This is a genomic window from Nocardia sp. NPDC056000, assembly GCF_042269265.1.
Lineage (GTDB): Bacteria > Actinomycetota > Actinomycetes > Mycobacteriales > Mycobacteriaceae > Nocardia.
Genome location: NZ_JBHJXS010000004.1, coordinates 330,650 through 344,048 on the forward strand (window position 1 = coordinate 330,650; position 13,399 = coordinate 344,048).

The following is a 13,399-nucleotide window of genomic DNA, read 5'->3' on the forward strand; positions in this document are numbered from 1 at the left end:
TCCCCGAATATCCCGGGCCGATTCGGGGATACCTGGCAAAAGCCGGGTATCCGGGTGATAGGGGTTCGGCCCGAAACGGTGAGCCGGATGACACGCGAGCGTCGATGTTGATGGAGGTCAACCATGTATCCCGCCGGTGAGAACGAGCCGTATCCGACCAAGGGGCTCGAGCGTGAGCCGGTCACGCCGCCGACCCATGACGCGCCGCCCCCTCCTGCACCGCCCGCAGCGCCCCCGGCGGTCGAACCCGCGCCCAAGCCCGCACGAATCAAGCGAACCAGGGCCGGCAGCGTCTGGGTGGGCTTGACCGCAGGCGGGGTATTCCTGGTGGTCCTGCTGATCTTCGTGGTGCAGAACACCGAGAGCTTCCGCTTCGGCTTCCTCGGCTGGCATTTCGATATGCCGGTCGGAGTCGCGATTCTGGTCGCCGCCTGCGCCGGACTGCTGGTGATGGCCGTGGCGGGTGGAGTGCGAATCATCCAGCTGCGCCAGGCGTTCACGCGCGCCGCGCGTGCGAACCAACCGGTGCCGCCCGCGTGAGGTGCTTGATCTCGCCTCCGCCGAACGCCGCCGCCGTGTGCGCATCGACCTGAAATAGCGAGAGTTTTCCGCTTGTCGGCCGGTGCGTGCACACTGGTGCGGTGACGGAGATGGAGTCGGCGATCGCTCAGGACGCGACCGAGGTGGAACAGCCGGTCAGCGCGGCCGCCGCCGAAGAGGTCGCCGAAGTGGAATCGGTGGTCGGTGTGGGAACGCCGCAGCCCATCGGCAGTTTTCGCTTCTGGTTCGCCGAGCAGCGCTGGGAATGGTCCGACGAGGTCGCGGCGATGCACGGCTACGCGCCCGGTGAGGTCGAGCCGACCACCGAACTCCTACTCGCCCATAAGCATCCCGAGGATCGCGACCGTGTGGCCGGTGCGATCACCAAGATGATCGAGGACGGTGAGCCGTTCTCCAGCAGGCACCGGATCATCGACACCTCCGGGTATGAGCATGAAGTGATCGCGGTGGCGGACCTGATGGCCGACGACGAGGGCGCGATCGTCGGGACCCTCGGCTACTACATCGAGATCACCGACATCGTGCAGGAAAGTCCCGAAGAGCCGCTCCCGGAAATGTACGAGGGCCGGGAAACGATCGAGCAGGCCAAGGGTGCGCTCATGCTGATTTACGGGTTGACCCCCGATCAAGCCTTCAGGTTGCTCAAATGGCGATCACAGGAGACCAACGTCAAGCTGCGCGTCCTGGCCGCCCGGTTGGTGACCGAGCTGCGTCCGCTCACCAACGAGATACCGCAGTTCCGGACCCGGTTCGATCATCGCCTGCTGACCCTGCACGAACGCGTCTCCGACTGAGGCGATTACGAGGCCCGGGTCAGCGGCCAGTCGGCGGGCAGCATCAGGCGCGCTCCGATCATGCGTAGTGCGGTGAGTAGAGCCTGGATCTCATCGAGGCCGGACGCGACCGCGTGCGGTTTGCCGTCGATGCGGAACCGGCAGAGGTAGTAGCGCTGTCCCGGCGCGCGGGTGGGCCTGTGGATCTCCACCGCACACGGACCCACCCGGGTGATCAGGATGCGCAGCGCGATCACTTCGTTCCCGCGCGCACCGGTCGTCGGCGCCGAATCCATTTCGGTGCGCGGTGCCGCGGGGAATCCCTGCTCGGAGGAGTCGAGCACGGTGAATCGATGACCATTGCCGTTGGCCCGCGCCAGGACTGCGCCGATGTCCAGTAGGGCGTTGTACAGTGCGGCCACCCCGTCGCTGCCCGTGGCCGTGAATTCGCCCAAACCCTCGATGCGGAAGCCCGCCGTGCCGCCGCCGTCAAGGGTGGTGTGCGCGGGCCTGCCCATTTCGATCAGCACCGGTCGATCGCCATCGGTCACGGCCCGGGTCGCGATGACTTCTCCCACCTGATCATCCACCTGCCCAGTCGCCTCCACGTTGTGGCGATACCCACTGGCCGATGACGCAATCACAGCGCCGTGGTGCGGTCGATTCTCACGCCCAGCGCAGGTACACCACCGCGACATCGTCGTCGAGGCCACCGGACGTGCTCGCCAAAGCTTCGACACGCCTGATCAATTCGTCCACGAACCCGCCGGGGCGCACCGCTGTCACGGTGCGTGCGAGCGCGAGCAGACCCGCTTCGCCCAACCGCTCGCGTCCGTTGCCGGTGTATCCCTCGTACAGGCCGTCGGTGAGCAGCACCAATCCGGCACCCTCGGGGACCGTCAGCTCGGATACCGGCCATGTGGCGCGTCCGGGCATTACTCCCAGTGCGGGACCGCCCGCGGCCTCCAGCCAATTGGTGTCCGTTCGCGAGTGCAGCAACATACCCGGGTGGCCCGCGCGGATCACCTGCACCGCGCGATCGCGCGATGATGCGCGCACCGCGGTGAGCGTGGCGAATGTGCGATGGTCGACGCGCTCGGCAACCAGCACCCGCTCCATCATCCGCACCTGCTGTGGTCCCGTGATACCGCTGAGAATCAGTGTGCGCCAAGCCAATCGAAGCGCGACCCCTAGGGCGGCGGCATCGGGACCATGACCGGCGACATCTCCGATCACCGCGTGCACGGTGCCGTCGGGTTCCTGCACGATGTCATAGAAGTCGCCACCCAGCAGCGAGTGTGTGCGTCCGGGCCGATAGTGCGATTCGACTTCTATGCCACCGTCACCCATCAGCAAGGGCCTGGGCAACAACCCGCGTTCGAGCCGTGTGGTTTCCCGTGTCCTGTCGACCAGGCACTCGACGGCCCTCGTCAGCGTCCGAGCCCATTCGTGGCGCGGGCGCCGATTCCCATCGGCGGCAGCGTCCGGCATCTTGTCCGTCACCCTGCCTGCCAATGAAAATCGTCGGCGGGGAGGGGTTTTCGGGCACGCGCAAGCATCGCGGGCCTCCGATCAAACGACAGGGCGCCTTCGACTGCACACCAGCTCTCTCGAACAGCCGTTTGTTGGACCGCGAGGCACGATGAGCTTAACCGACCGAGTTGCCAGGTTCGCGCAACCGGTCGAGAGGCGACGTGCGCAATCTATCCCGTTCGGCCACCGACGTATTCGAGCGGACTGAGAGGCAACAGCGCTGCCCTCAGCGGGCCAGCCACCCGGCGAAGCGGCTCGTCAACAAGGGCATGATTCCCCACACCATGGCTGCGACTGCGACTGGCACGATGCAGGCCAGGCGCAGCGGTGTCGGCAGGTGTTCGAGCAGGGGGCCGGTGACTGTCACCAGCACCGTCAGCATGGGGTATAGGCCCACGACGGTCAGCAGCCAGAACTTCCATTTGGGCGGGTGCGCAACGCTTTCGGTGGCTGCCGCATCATTTCGCTGATCTTCGATAACCTGTGTCGCCGACATGGCCTGTGCCTTTCGTTCGCTTACAACGTCATTGGATAGACGACGCAGCGTCCGCAGGTGTGACACGGCCTGGAGCAATCGCTTTCAGGCCCGGTCGTGGAGGGTGATCTGGTAGCCGTCGGGGTCGGCGAAGGTGAAGGTGCGGCCGAAGGGGCCGTCGATCGGTGCGGTGACGATGGTGTGGCCGTCGGCGGCGAGCGCGTCGTGGATGGCCTGAACGTCGTTGGCGTGCAACCAGATCGCTGCGCCGATGCCGGGCTGGACAACCGATGACAGGTCGGTGCCGGGGACGAGATCGCGCAGGGCGAACGCGATCGGCTTGGTTTCGAAGACGACGGCGTGCGGCGGTCCGGCGGGGGAGCGAACCAGGCCGAGGTACCGCTCGTAGAACGCCCGGGAAGCATCGAGGTCTCGCGCTTGCAGGGAGATGAAGTCGGGGCCGGTGACAGACATGATAATTAATCCTTCCGTTCGTGTCAGTTAGCTGACACGAATCAATGTATGTCAGAATACTGACATGAGTCAAGATGGCGTCGACCTGGAGACTTCGCTCGGATACCTACTGAAAGAGGCGTCCAGCGCCCTGCGGGTGGCGATGGAAGAGGTGCTGCGCCCGCTCGGAATGAGCGTGACGCACTACTCCTGCCTCGAGCTGCTGGCCCAACGACCGGGCCTGTCGAACTCCGAACTCGCGCGCGGCGCGTTCGTCACCCGCCAGACGATGAACGTGCTGCTCCAGACCCTGGAACGAGAGGGCGAGGTGACCAGGCCCGCAGCCGCCCCGGTCGGCAAGGTGCTTCCCGCTCGGCTCACCCCGCGCGGCCGCCGAAACCTCGAGAAGGCGACCGTCGCGGTGCGGTCGGTCGAACTCCGAATGCTCGCCGGTATGACCGAGGCCGAGCGCGCAGATGCATCACGGATCCTGCGCGGCATGATCGGATCCCTGCGCGATGGCAACGGCGGCGCATAGCCAGGCCGCTCTAATCACGTTGCGGCCGAACGCGTTCGAGTTTGGTCCAGCCGCTCCACCCGCGTTCGGTCAGCAGTTCGGTCAACCGTCGGGCCGGTGGTGCGGTGTCGAACGCGAGTGTGTCGAGCAGCTTCGCCAGCGCGGGGTCGATGTTGCCCGCGACGTAGTCCTCGCCGTGCTCATCGGCGAGTTGGGTCAGGTAGGCGGCTATGGTGTCGACCGCGTCGAGCAGCTCGGCGCTGTCGTCGGTCAGGTCGAGTGCTCTGCTGAGGGCGAGATAGAAGTCGGCCAGCGGTGCTTGGTCGAGCTGGTTTCGCTTGCGCGCGATCAATTCCGGGATTTGCCGGGGCGAATGCGCGGCCAGTGGGATCCAGCCGTCACGTTCGACTTCGATGACGCGTTCATCGACCCCGAGCGCCCGCAACCGGTCGAGAAACTCGACGACCTCCGACGGCAACGCCAAACTGTCACCCGCTTCGAGCCGGGCAATCTGCTCGCGATGCTGTTGCAGTGTAAGGATTTTCGCGCGCAATCGCTCGTCCAGGTCCGTGAGGGCCGCGGCGAACTCCTCCGCGTCCGCGCGGAGCAGCTCGCGCACCCGGGCCAATGGCACCCCGGCCGCGGTGAGTGTTCGAATCCGGATCAGCTCGACCACACTGTCCGCGTCATAGCGGCGGTAGCCGGAGCTGTCGCGCACGGGTTCGGGTAGCAGCCCGGTGGCGTGATAGTGCCGGACCGTGCGCACGGTGACTCCGGCGTAGGACGCCAGCTCGCCGATGGTCAGCATCGGAACAGTCTCCCGGATCCACCATCGATTTCAAGGTCTCGCCTGGTCGGCGGGGTGTTGTGCGGCCCGGATAATCCGGGTGATCTCCGAGGCATGCGTGATCACCAGCGCATGCGTGGCATCGAGCCATGTCACCGGAATGTCGGGACGCTCGCGCACCAGCCGATCAACGCCGCCGTGCCAGAGACGATTGAACCGTGAAGTGCGTGCATCGACACCGTCACCGGCCATCGAGGTCGCCATGATCAAGTGGATCGGACACTCGATCGCGTGATACCGGTCCAGGATCCCCGGACCGATGACATTGTTCCGGCTGTCGATCCCGGATCGGATCGCGTCCAGCTCGAGATTGAGGTCGAGAATCTCCTGTGCGCTCAGCGTCACTCGACCTGCGGCACTCATTCCGGCCTGACGCGACGAGGCGGAGTCCTCCCACATCGTGCGCAGGTCCGGCAGGTCGGCCGGTGTGATGAACGGTGCGGGTAGCGGGTTCGCCCCATCGATGATCACGAGTTCGCTTGCGCTGCCAGGAAATTCGCTGGCGTAGTGCACGATCAGATCCGCGCCGTACGAGTGGCCCACGAGCATCGGCGGCTCGGACAAATCGAGCGATCGCACTTTATTCATGACCGCACCGAAATCGTCGAGGGATGCCTCGAAGCTGTACTGGTCCGCGGCGGAGGACAAACCGTGCCCCCGCAGGTCGAACGTCATCACATCGAACTCGCGCCGCAATAGCGAAATGAGTTCGTGCAGTTCGGCTTGCGTTGACGTCAAGCCGAGACACAGCACCAGCGACCGCCCGTGTCCGCCCCGCGACGCCGATATGGATACCTCGCCGTGATTGATCGTGAACTGCTGTGTAGCAATGGGCTTCCCAGTCATGCCAGCCATGCTGGCGGGTTGACCCTGCGTCAGGGTCAAGGCCCGGATCGGCCCGGGTGGACGACGGCTACTCGGCAGGATGCGTCAGGGTGTGCGCCCTCGCGGGGATCTCGCGCGGATCGGCGTCGAAGCGCGTGCGGGCGTCGTCGATGTGGCCGAGATACTCATGGGTCCAATCGCACATTCCGTGCACCAGTTCGCGCAGCACGTGGCCGGGCTGGGTGAGGGTGTAGTCCACGCGGGGCGGGACGGTGGGGAAGACGGTGCGTTCGATCAGGCCGTTGCGTTCCATCATGCGGAGGTTCTGGGTGAGCATCTTGTGGCTGATGCCCTCGATCGCATTGCGCAGCTCGCTGAATCGCATGGTGCGCTCGCCGAGTAGGTCGACGATCAGGAACGCCCATTTATTGGCGATCTCGGTGAATATCTCGCGTGCGAGTGAGTCCGCGCGCGTCACATCGGCCATATCGAGCGGGCTCTCGAACTGTTTGGTTCCCATAAGGTTCCTCGGTTACCTGAAGGTGCGTTCTTCCATGTCCGCGCTCACTCTCCTACGGTGACCGAGTATCCGCAAGTGACAACGTAGGAGGACGGCGCTGTGGCCATCGAACTGACGAACGTGGACGGGCTACCGAAAATCGATCTGTACCACCAGGTTTCGGTGGCGACCGGGTCTCGGCTGGTGCATATCGCCGGCCAGGTGTCCTGGGACGCCGAGGGAACCACCATTGGTGCCGGCGACCTGGCCGCCCAGACCGAGCGCTGCTACCTCAATATCGGCGCTGCCCTGGCCCAGCTCGGCGGCAGCTTCGACGACATCGCCAATCTCACTGCCTACGTGGTGGATTGGACGCCGGACAAGATGCCCCAGCTCACCGAGGGCATCGCCCGCGCGGCAGCGAAACTCGGCACCACCGCCACCCCACCTGCCACCCTGCTCGGCGTCGCCGCGCTCGACATCCCCGATCATCTGATCGAGATCACCGCCACCGCGGTCCTGGACTAGTTGTCAGGTGAGCGATTGGCTCGCTGCCCGCAAATCCCGCAGGGCCGCAAGGGTATACGGCGCGAGTTCGGCGTCCTGGCTGGCTTCGAGCCAGTTGGCGTAGCCGCATTTGAAGGCGAGGATGCCCAGTTCGGCGGCGAGGTGTGCGGTGGGGTTCGGCACGTCGCGGGCGAGTAGGGCCTCGGTCATCGCCGCTGCCATCCCGACGCTTTTGAGGGCGTCACGCTCCTGGAGTTCGGCATTGGCGGCGATGGCCGCGGCCAGTCGGGGCGCGAGTTCGCGATTCATCGGACCCATTGCGCCGGAAGCGCGTTCGAGGCCGGCCGCGACCGCCTCGAGTGGAGTCGCATCGATGGGCGCTTCGGCGATACCCTCGGTCAGCAGTTGGCTCAGGGTCTGCTGACCGGCGCTCAGCAGTTCGCGCTTATCCGAGAAGTGGCGGAAGAACGTACTCTTGGTGACCCCGGCGCGCTCGGCGATCTGGGTGACTGTCGTGGCGTCGTACCCCTGCTCGGTGAACAGGTCCACGGCGGCCAGCACAAGCCGCTCACGTGCCCCGGGTTCCCATCGCGCCATGCCAGCCATGATAGGTGACGGGACAAAGGTGCTGTCACATGGAAGAACGACCTCGATAACGTCCGAACCACCACCGATGTCAATGGAAATCGGGTAGTTGCCGCCGCCAACCGCCTAAGTTAGGTTATGCATTCCAAACTTGGTCCGAGGCGAAGGTGTGTTCGTGGAGTTCTCTCGTCGGCAATTCCTGGCAGCAACCGGACTCGGGACCGCCGGACTGCTCGCGGTTACCGCGTGCGGCACGTCGAGCTCGGACGGCGGAAGTCCGCGCAATGGGGGAACGTTGCGGGTCGGCGCGCTGGGGAAGGCGTCCAAGATCGAACGTGATCCGCACAAGACCTTGAGCAATGACAGTGATTTCCTCATCGCTTCGCTGGTGTTCGATCCACTGACGGTTCCTGCCGCGAATCCGAATGTCGCGCCGCGATTGGCTTCCTCATGGAAGCAGCTCGATGATCCGCGCAGTTGGCGGTTCACCATCGCGCAGGGCGCGGCTTTCCACGACGGTGCCGCGGTGCGTCCGGAGGACGTGGTGTGGTCGCTGCGGCGGCTGCGGGAAATCGCGGGGGAGACCAAGGTTCCGGTCGCCTCCGGTGATGCCATCACCGCAGACGGTGCCGATGGCGTGATCATCACGACCATGGCACCCAATCGCGATCTGCCGATGCTGTTGCGGCTCATGACATTTGTGGTCAAGGCGGGCACAACCGACTTCACCGCCGCGGTGGGCAGTGGGCCATTCCGGCTGGAGTCCTACAACGACGGCAATGCTCGGCTGGTGCGCAACGAGACCTGGCACGGCGGGGCACCCCGGGTGGATGCGATCGAAGTTCGCCGTTTCGAAAGCAATACCGCGCTGTCCAACGCCGTCATGGCCGGGCAGATAGACCTGGCCTCCAATGTCGGTGCGGTCGCGGGCCGAACAGCCGCCGGGCGTGGTGACCTCTCTGTCGTGCGTCGCGCGAACGATATCGTCATCCCGATTGTCATGCGCACCGCGGACGGCCCGTTCGCGGATGCGCGAGTGCGAAACGCGTTGCGGTTGGCTGTCGATCGCGACGTCATGGTCAAACAGATCACCTCGGGCTACGGAACGGCCGCCAATGATGTACTCGGCACAGCCGATCCGACATACGACACCACACTGCCCAAGCGTGGTCGAGATATCGTGCGCGCCAAGGCATTGCTGGCCGAGGCGAAGTTCGACACCGGCCGCACCTATCCGCTGGTGACCAAGGATGAAGCGGTCGGCGAGGTCGATTCTGCGCGACTGTTCGCGACCCAGGCCGCTGAGATCGGAGTCAAACTCGATGTCGTCGTGCAGGACGCGAATGTGTTCTACGACGAAACCTGGCTGAAGGCACCGCTGTACACCGCGAACTGGGGAACCAATGATTCGGTGATCTTCTTCGCCAGCAAGACCATGATCTCCACGACGAAGTGGAATGAGGCGGGCACTCACGATCCCGATCTCGATGCCGCCTATCTACGCGCATTGTCGGCAACCGATGATGCCGGGTATTCGTCCGCGAGCCGTGAGATCCAGCGTATTGAATACGATCGCGGCGGATACCTGGTGTGGGGCACCGCCGATGGCGTCGATGTCGCCTCCAGGAAAGTGCGCGATTTGCCGACACTGGCTGGATATGGCCGAGTACAACTCGAACGGACCTGGCTGGCCGGTTGAGATCACCGAACGGAGCACCGCTGATCCCATGTCGCACATAGGGTTTCCGAGTACCGTGACCCGCTGGGCGCGGCTGATTGTGCTACGCGTGGGATGCCTGCTGGGTGTTCTGGTCGTCGTGTTCGCCACGGTGGCACTGCTTCCCGGTGGTGGAGCCGGGGCGGTGCTCGGTCGTGACGCCAGCCCCGCGCAGGTTGCCGCCTACGAGTCCGCGATGGGTATCGACCGGCCGCTGCCGATTCGGTTCTGGTCCTGGCTGTCCGGGTTATCGCATGGAGACCTCGGAGCCAGCGTGCGCGGAGGCTCGATCAACGACATGTTGTCGGCGAAATTCCCGAATACGTTCCTGCTGGGTGGAATCGCACTGATCGTCACCGCTGCGGCGGCGACGATCGTCGGCTCCTGGTGGTTTCTGCATCCGAGTGGTCCCGCCCGGCTGCTCGGTCCGGGCACGACCGCCGCTGTGGCGGTACCGGAGTTCGTGGTCGCTACGGTGCTGGTCTTTGTCTTCGCGCTGGGTTTGGGGTGGTTACCCGCGGTGACAGTCGTCGATGCCGGCGGTGTGGTCGTGGACGGTAGGTCGTTGGTGCTACCGGTACTGGCGCTGGCAATCCCGCAGGCGGCGTGGAACATTCGGGTTACACGTGCCGCCCTCGAGGAAGCTGCGCAGTTGCCGCATGTGCATGCCGCCGAACTCGACGGTCTGACACCCCGTCATATTCTGGTGCGGCATGTGCTGCCCATCGCCGCTCCGACCATCGCGTCCTCGCTGGCGACATCGGTGGGCATGCTGCTGGGCGGTGCGATCGTGGTGGAAGCGGTATTCAACTATCCGGGCATAGGTTCCGTACTGGCCGGGTCGGTCAATGACCGCGACCCCGCGGTGGTGGCTGCCGTCGTTGCGCTTGCCGGGATCGCGATCACCGTGGTGCTGATCTTGGCGGACTTGGTGCGCAGTTGGTCAGTGCGAGGGCGGTTATGACGACGCGGCCGGTATCGATTCCGCCGCGGACGGTGCTCACCGTACTTCCGGCGATCATGATCGCGGCGGTTGCGGTGTGCGGTCCATTCCTCGCGCCGCACGGGATTCGTGACAGCGTGGATATCCCGTTTGCCGGCCCTTCGGGCGATGCCTGGCTGGGCACGGACCATCTCGGGCAGGATGTCACGAGCAATCTGCTCGCGGGCGGCTGGGGGCTGATCACCATCGCCGCTGTGATCGCGGTTGGTGTGACCGCGTGTGCGGCATTCTTGGGAGCCGCTGCGGCGCTGCGGCCCGGCATTGGGGCCGTGGTGGAGCGAATCGCCGACTCGGTGATGCTCGTGCCGCCGATTCTGGCGATGCTGCTGGTCATGCTGTCCTGGCCGAGCTCGGGAACATTCGGCCTGGTGCTGGTCGCGACCCTCATCGGAACCCCGTATTCCGCACGTGTGTTCGCGGCGGCCGCAAGCTCCATCGCGGCGAGCGGATACGTCGAAGTCGCAGTCGCCAGCGGTGAATCGCTGCCGTACCTGCTGGTGCGCGAAGTGCTGCCGAATCTGCGCCCGACGATTGCCGCGCAACTCGGGCTGCGGTTCGTGGAAGCGATCTATCTGGTCAGCACAGCAGCCTTCTTGCAGCTGCCCGCATCGCTGGGCCAGACGAATTGGGCAATCATGGTGCGCGAGAACAGCTCCGGAATCATGCTGAACCCGTGGGCGGTTATCGCCCCCGCTGTCGCGATCGCCGCCGTCTCGATCGGGGTGGCGTTCACGGTTCGGAGATTCGATACCGCTGGGCGGATCCGATGACCAAGCCCACGGTGGCCGTCGAGGACCTCGGCCTGGTCGATTCACGCAGCGGCACAACGATTCTGGATACCGTCTCGGTCGCTCTGGACTCCGGCACCGTCAGCGGCCTCACCGGTGAATCCGGATCCGGTAAGACAATGTTGATGAAAGCCCTGTTGGGTTGGCTGCCCCGCACCGTTCACCGCACCAGCGGCACCATTCACATCGCCGGGCAATCGGTACTTGACCTCGACCCCGGCGCACTGCGCGCGCTCCGCCGCACCCAGGTATCGTTCGTCGGCCAGGATGCCGGATCGGCGCTCAATCCGGTGATGCGAGTGCGTGCGCTCTTGGCTGAGACCGCCTCTGACGCAACGGCCGTCGAGCATGCGCTGGCCAGAGTCGGGCTTCCGCAGTCCCTCGTCGAACGGCGCTCGGGCGAGCTGTCCGGTGGCCAGCAACGCCGGCTCGCGCTCGCACGCGCGGTATTGCGAGACACGCCCATTCTGATCATCGACGAACCCTTCGGTGGCCTCGATGCCCAGGCCCGGCGGACCGTCGCCGACCTCCTTCGCTCCCTGGCACACGATTGCGGTAAAACGATTCTCGTCTCGGGACATGACGTCCCGACCCTGGACGCTCTGGTCGATGCGCATATCCACCTCGGCAAGGACTTCGAATCCACGCCTGCGGAAAGCCGCGGGACCGCTGCGCCGACACGTCCGAATCGACTCTCCGCCAGCGGAATTGGCCTCGTACGCGGCGGACGGACGATTCTGTCGAACATCGAACTCACGGCCCGTACGGGTTGTGTCACCGCGGTCCTCGGCGAATCCGGCGCCGGGAAAACGACTTTGGCGCGAATCCTGGCCGGGCTCGAACCCGCTGCCGTCGGACAGTTGACCCTGGAGTCGCGTCCGATGCCGCTATCGGGGCGCCGCCGCGGCAAGCAGATCACCCGCATCCAACTGGTCCCGCAGGATCCGCTGTCCACGCTCAATCCGCAGCGCACCATCGGTCAGATCCTCGAACGACCGCTGACCCGCCGCGGCATTCGCGACCGCGCGCGACGTGCCGAAACAGTCACGCAGGTACTCGGAGCGGTGGGTTTGAACCCTGAGCTGGTGACTCGTCGTCCCAGCGAGCTGTCCGGTGGCCAACGCCAACGGGTCTCGATCGCGCGCGCACTGTCCTACAACCCGGAAGTCCTCATCTGCGATGAAGTGACCTCGGCCCTGGATCCGGACACCGCGAACACGATCATGGCGCTGCTGGCGAGCGTGGCTCACGAGTCCGACATGGTGGTAATCGTCATCGGCCACGATCTCGACCTGCTTGCCCGTCATTGCGCGGAAGGCATCGTGGTCCACGAAGGAGTTCGTCTAGCCGCCGGTCCGGTCGCGGACCTGCTCCCGCATTTCCGATATCAGCCCACAGGCTCCGATAACACCGGTTCCCCGTAGGCGTTTCGGATCGTAGTGGCGAACGGGATACTAGTTGGCGATTGGAAACTAGTTGATTATGGTGGCAGCTGTGAGCGATGAATTGACACCACAGGCCGCGCTGGACATTGCCTCGGCTTCCAACCATCGGGCCCGCACCGCGACGGCTCGGCGCGGCTGGGTGGCGCCGGTGGGAGCGCTGCTGTGTTTCGGTGCGTTCTTTCTGATCGGCGACACGATCGGCATGCTCGTCGATCGGACGATCACCGCCCGCGGAGTTGCCGGAATCGTGGCGACGCTGGCGCTTGGGCTGTTCATCGCATGGGTGATTCGGAGTTGGAGGAACGGCGGTGTCGTCCCCAGATCGCTGGCCGAGGAACCGGTGCGGGGCTGGAAGCGGACGGCCTCGGGTGATCTGGTGCCTTCCGTCGCCTTCGTTTTTCTCAGTGACGGTGCGTTCGCACTGGTCATGGGTGTGTGGACCTGGTTGCGGCTGGCGCGGCGGCGGGTCACGGCGTGGCGGAACTGAGTGCGGTACTCGCCTCGCTGCCGCGTCTGACCGTGGTCGCGTTCCTGGACGGGTGTCAGGAGGCGGAGTTCGGGACGATCGTCGAGCTGTGTGAGATGAACAAGTCAACGTTGTCCAAGGCGATGACCGCGCTCAAGATCGCCGAATACATCACGGTCACAAAGGGATACATCGGGCGCAGGCCCAGGACGTGGCTCGCTCTGACCAATGGCGGCCGCAGGGCGTACCACGAACACCTGCACGCGCTCACCGCGCTCGCACAGCAGGCGCGCAGCGCGGCCGGTGATGCGGATTCACCATCTCACGAACCCTGATCTAGGCGGGTAGCACACCGAGACAGGCACTCCTGCCCGGAAGGCTCAGCGGCAGAAAGCGTCTCGATCA

General features: G+C 65.1%; 18 protein-coding genes. 10 read left to right on the forward strand and 8 right to left on the reverse strand.

From position 1 onward, the window contains the following. Positions 1-123 precede the first annotated feature (123 nt). Together ACFC4D_RS13770 and ACFC4D_RS13775 are read left to right on the forward strand one after the other, a co-directional pair. Positions 124-540, forward strand: coding sequence for a lipopolysaccharide assembly protein LapA domain-containing protein (locus tag ACFC4D_RS13770; protein WP_364644404.1), 417 nt, complete (start codon positions 124-126; stop codon positions 538-540). A gap of 110 nt (positions 541-650) precedes the next feature. Then, positions 651-1,355, forward strand: coding sequence for a PAS and ANTAR domain-containing protein (locus tag ACFC4D_RS13775; protein ID WP_376063665.1), 705 nt, complete (start codon positions 651-653; stop codon positions 1,353-1,355). A gap of 5 nt (positions 1,356-1,360) precedes the next feature. On the opposite strand, the gene ACFC4D_RS13780 is transcribed toward ACFC4D_RS13775, so the two are convergent. The 4 genes from ACFC4D_RS13780 to ACFC4D_RS13795 form a co-directional block, all read right to left on the reverse strand. Next, complete coding sequence (locus tag ACFC4D_RS13780; protein WP_376063127.1) at positions 1,361-1,912, reverse strand: DUF6968 family protein; 552 nt, start codon at positions 1,910-1,912, stop codon at positions 1,361-1,363. An 88-nt stretch (positions 1,913-2,000) separates the two neighbouring features. After that, positions 2,001-2,684 (reverse strand): PP2C family protein-serine/threonine phosphatase, encoded by a 684-nt coding sequence (locus ACFC4D_RS13785; protein ID WP_376063128.1) that lies wholly within the window; start codon positions 2,682-2,684, stop codon positions 2,001-2,003. Between the two features lie 409 nt (positions 2,685-3,093). Then, entirely contained in the window at positions 3,094-3,363 is a 270-nt protein-coding gene (locus ACFC4D_RS13790; protein ID WP_376063129.1) for a hypothetical protein, read from the reverse strand. Between the two features lie 84 nt (positions 3,364-3,447). Next, positions 3,448-3,816 carry a VOC family protein gene (locus ACFC4D_RS13795; protein ID WP_376063131.1) on the reverse strand — a complete coding sequence of 123 codons (369 nt, stop codon included), beginning with the start codon at positions 3,814-3,816 and terminating at the stop codon, positions 3,448-3,450. Between the two features lie 64 nt (positions 3,817-3,880). Here ACFC4D_RS13795 and ACFC4D_RS13800 point away from each other — a divergent pair, with 64 nt between their 5' ends. Continuing rightward, a complete protein-coding gene (locus ACFC4D_RS13800) occupies positions 3,881-4,333 on the forward strand; it encodes a MarR family winged helix-turn-helix transcriptional regulator (RefSeq protein ID WP_376063133.1) in 453 nt (150 codons plus the stop codon). A 10-nt stretch (positions 4,334-4,343) separates the two neighbouring features. Here the strand turns inward: ACFC4D_RS13800 and ACFC4D_RS13805 are convergent, their stop codons facing one another. The 3 genes from ACFC4D_RS13805 to ACFC4D_RS13815 are packed head-to-tail and all read right to left on the reverse strand — an operon-like array spanning position 4,344 to position 6,504. Then, positions 4,344-5,120, reverse strand: a complete 777-nt coding sequence (locus tag ACFC4D_RS13805) for a MerR family transcriptional regulator (RefSeq protein ID WP_376063135.1) — start codon at positions 5,118-5,120, stop codon at positions 4,344-4,346. A 30-nt stretch (positions 5,121-5,150) separates the two neighbouring features. After that, the gene (locus ACFC4D_RS13810; protein ID WP_376063136.1) at positions 5,151-6,044 is read right to left on the reverse strand and encodes an alpha/beta fold hydrolase; all 894 of its coding nucleotides are present in this window, start codon (positions 6,042-6,044) and stop codon (positions 5,151-5,153) included. Positions 6,045-6,072: 28 nt separating this feature from the next. Further along, positions 6,073-6,504 carry a winged helix-turn-helix transcriptional regulator gene (locus ACFC4D_RS13815; RefSeq protein WP_376063137.1) on the reverse strand — a complete coding sequence of 144 codons (432 nt, stop codon included), beginning with the start codon at positions 6,502-6,504 and terminating at the stop codon, positions 6,073-6,075. A gap of 99 nt (positions 6,505-6,603) precedes the next feature. Here ACFC4D_RS13815 and ACFC4D_RS13820 point away from each other — a divergent pair, with 99 nt between their 5' ends. After that, entirely contained in the window at positions 6,604-7,011 is a 408-nt protein-coding gene (locus ACFC4D_RS13820) for a RidA family protein (protein ID WP_376063138.1), read from the forward strand. 3 nt (positions 7,012-7,014) lie between these two features. On the opposite strand, the gene ACFC4D_RS13825 is transcribed toward ACFC4D_RS13820, so the two are convergent. Further along, on the reverse strand, positions 7,015-7,587 hold the full coding sequence (locus ACFC4D_RS13825; protein ID WP_376063139.1) for a TetR/AcrR family transcriptional regulator: 573 nt from the start codon (positions 7,585-7,587) through the stop codon (positions 7,015-7,017). 163 nt (positions 7,588-7,750) lie between these two features. Here ACFC4D_RS13825 and ACFC4D_RS13830 point away from each other — a divergent pair, with 163 nt between their 5' ends. From ACFC4D_RS13830 to ACFC4D_RS13855, 6 genes are all read left to right on the forward strand, one after another. After that, positions 7,751-9,274, forward strand: a complete 1,524-nt coding sequence (locus ACFC4D_RS13830) for an ABC transporter substrate-binding protein (RefSeq protein WP_376063141.1) — start codon at positions 7,751-7,753, stop codon at positions 9,272-9,274. Positions 9,275-9,329: 55 nt separating this feature from the next. Beyond that, positions 9,330-10,256 (forward strand): ABC transporter permease, encoded by a 927-nt coding sequence (locus tag ACFC4D_RS13835; protein WP_376063142.1) that lies wholly within the window; start codon positions 9,330-9,332, stop codon positions 10,254-10,256. Then, positions 10,253-11,065, forward strand: a complete 813-nt coding sequence (locus tag ACFC4D_RS13840; protein WP_376063143.1) for an ABC transporter permease subunit — start codon at positions 10,253-10,255, stop codon at positions 11,063-11,065. Before ACFC4D_RS13835 ends, ACFC4D_RS13840 begins: the two co-directional genes overlap by 4 nt. Then, positions 11,062-12,507: an ABC transporter ATP-binding protein gene (locus ACFC4D_RS13845; protein ID WP_376063144.1), complete on the forward strand. Its 1,446-nt coding sequence runs from the start codon at positions 11,062-11,064 to the stop codon at positions 12,505-12,507. The genes ACFC4D_RS13840 and ACFC4D_RS13845 overlap by 4 nt, the downstream gene beginning before the upstream one ends. Positions 12,508-12,577: 70 nt before the next feature. Continuing rightward, a complete protein-coding gene (locus ACFC4D_RS13850; protein ID WP_376063146.1) occupies positions 12,578-13,015 on the forward strand; it encodes a hypothetical protein in 438 nt (145 codons plus the stop codon). Next, positions 13,003-13,329 carry a transcriptional regulator gene (locus ACFC4D_RS13855; protein WP_376063148.1) on the forward strand — a complete coding sequence of 109 codons (327 nt, stop codon included), beginning with the start codon at positions 13,003-13,005 and terminating at the stop codon, positions 13,327-13,329. The genes ACFC4D_RS13850 and ACFC4D_RS13855 overlap by 13 nt, the downstream gene beginning before the upstream one ends. Positions 13,330-13,399 lie beyond the last annotated feature (70 nt).

What these genes read in the sequence shown, in the direction of transcription:
- ACFC4D_RS13770 (WP_364644404.1), top strand. Translation starts at nt 124, where the DNA reads ATGTATCCCGCCGGTGAGAACGAGCCGTATCCGACCAAGGGGCTCGAG.
- ACFC4D_RS13825 (WP_376063139.1), bottom strand. Translation starts at nt 7,587, where the DNA reads ATGGCGCGATGGGAACCCGGGGCACGTGAGCGGCTTGTGCTGGCCGCC.
- ACFC4D_RS13800 (WP_376063133.1), top strand. Translation starts at nt 3,881, where the DNA reads ATGAGTCAAGATGGCGTCGACCTGGAGACTTCGCTCGGATACCTACTG.
- ACFC4D_RS13845 (WP_376063144.1), top strand. Translation starts at nt 11,062, where the DNA reads ATGACCAAGCCCACGGTGGCCGTCGAGGACCTCGGCCTGGTCGATTCA.
- ACFC4D_RS13790 (WP_376063129.1), bottom strand. Translation starts at nt 3,363, where the DNA reads ATGTCGGCGACACAGGTTATCGAAGATCAGCGAAATGATGCGGCAGCC.
- ACFC4D_RS13840 (WP_376063143.1), top strand. Translation starts at nt 10,253, where the DNA reads ATGACGACGCGGCCGGTATCGATTCCGCCGCGGACGGTGCTCACCGTA.
- ACFC4D_RS13815 (WP_376063137.1), bottom strand. Translation starts at nt 6,504, where the DNA reads ATGGGAACCAAACAGTTCGAGAGCCCGCTCGATATGGCCGATGTGACG.
- ACFC4D_RS13795 (WP_376063131.1), bottom strand. Translation starts at nt 3,816, where the DNA reads ATGTCTGTCACCGGCCCCGACTTCATCTCCCTGCAAGCGCGAGACCTC.
- ACFC4D_RS13775 (WP_376063665.1), top strand. Translation starts at nt 651, where the DNA reads ATGGAGTCGGCGATCGCTCAGGACGCGACCGAGGTGGAACAGCCGGTC.
- ACFC4D_RS13785 (WP_376063128.1), bottom strand. Translation starts at nt 2,684, where the DNA reads ATGGGTGACGGTGGCATAGAAGTCGAATCGCACTATCGGCCCGGACGC.
- ACFC4D_RS13805 (WP_376063135.1), bottom strand. Translation starts at nt 5,120, where the DNA reads ATGCTGACCATCGGCGAGCTGGCGTCCTACGCCGGAGTCACCGTGCGC.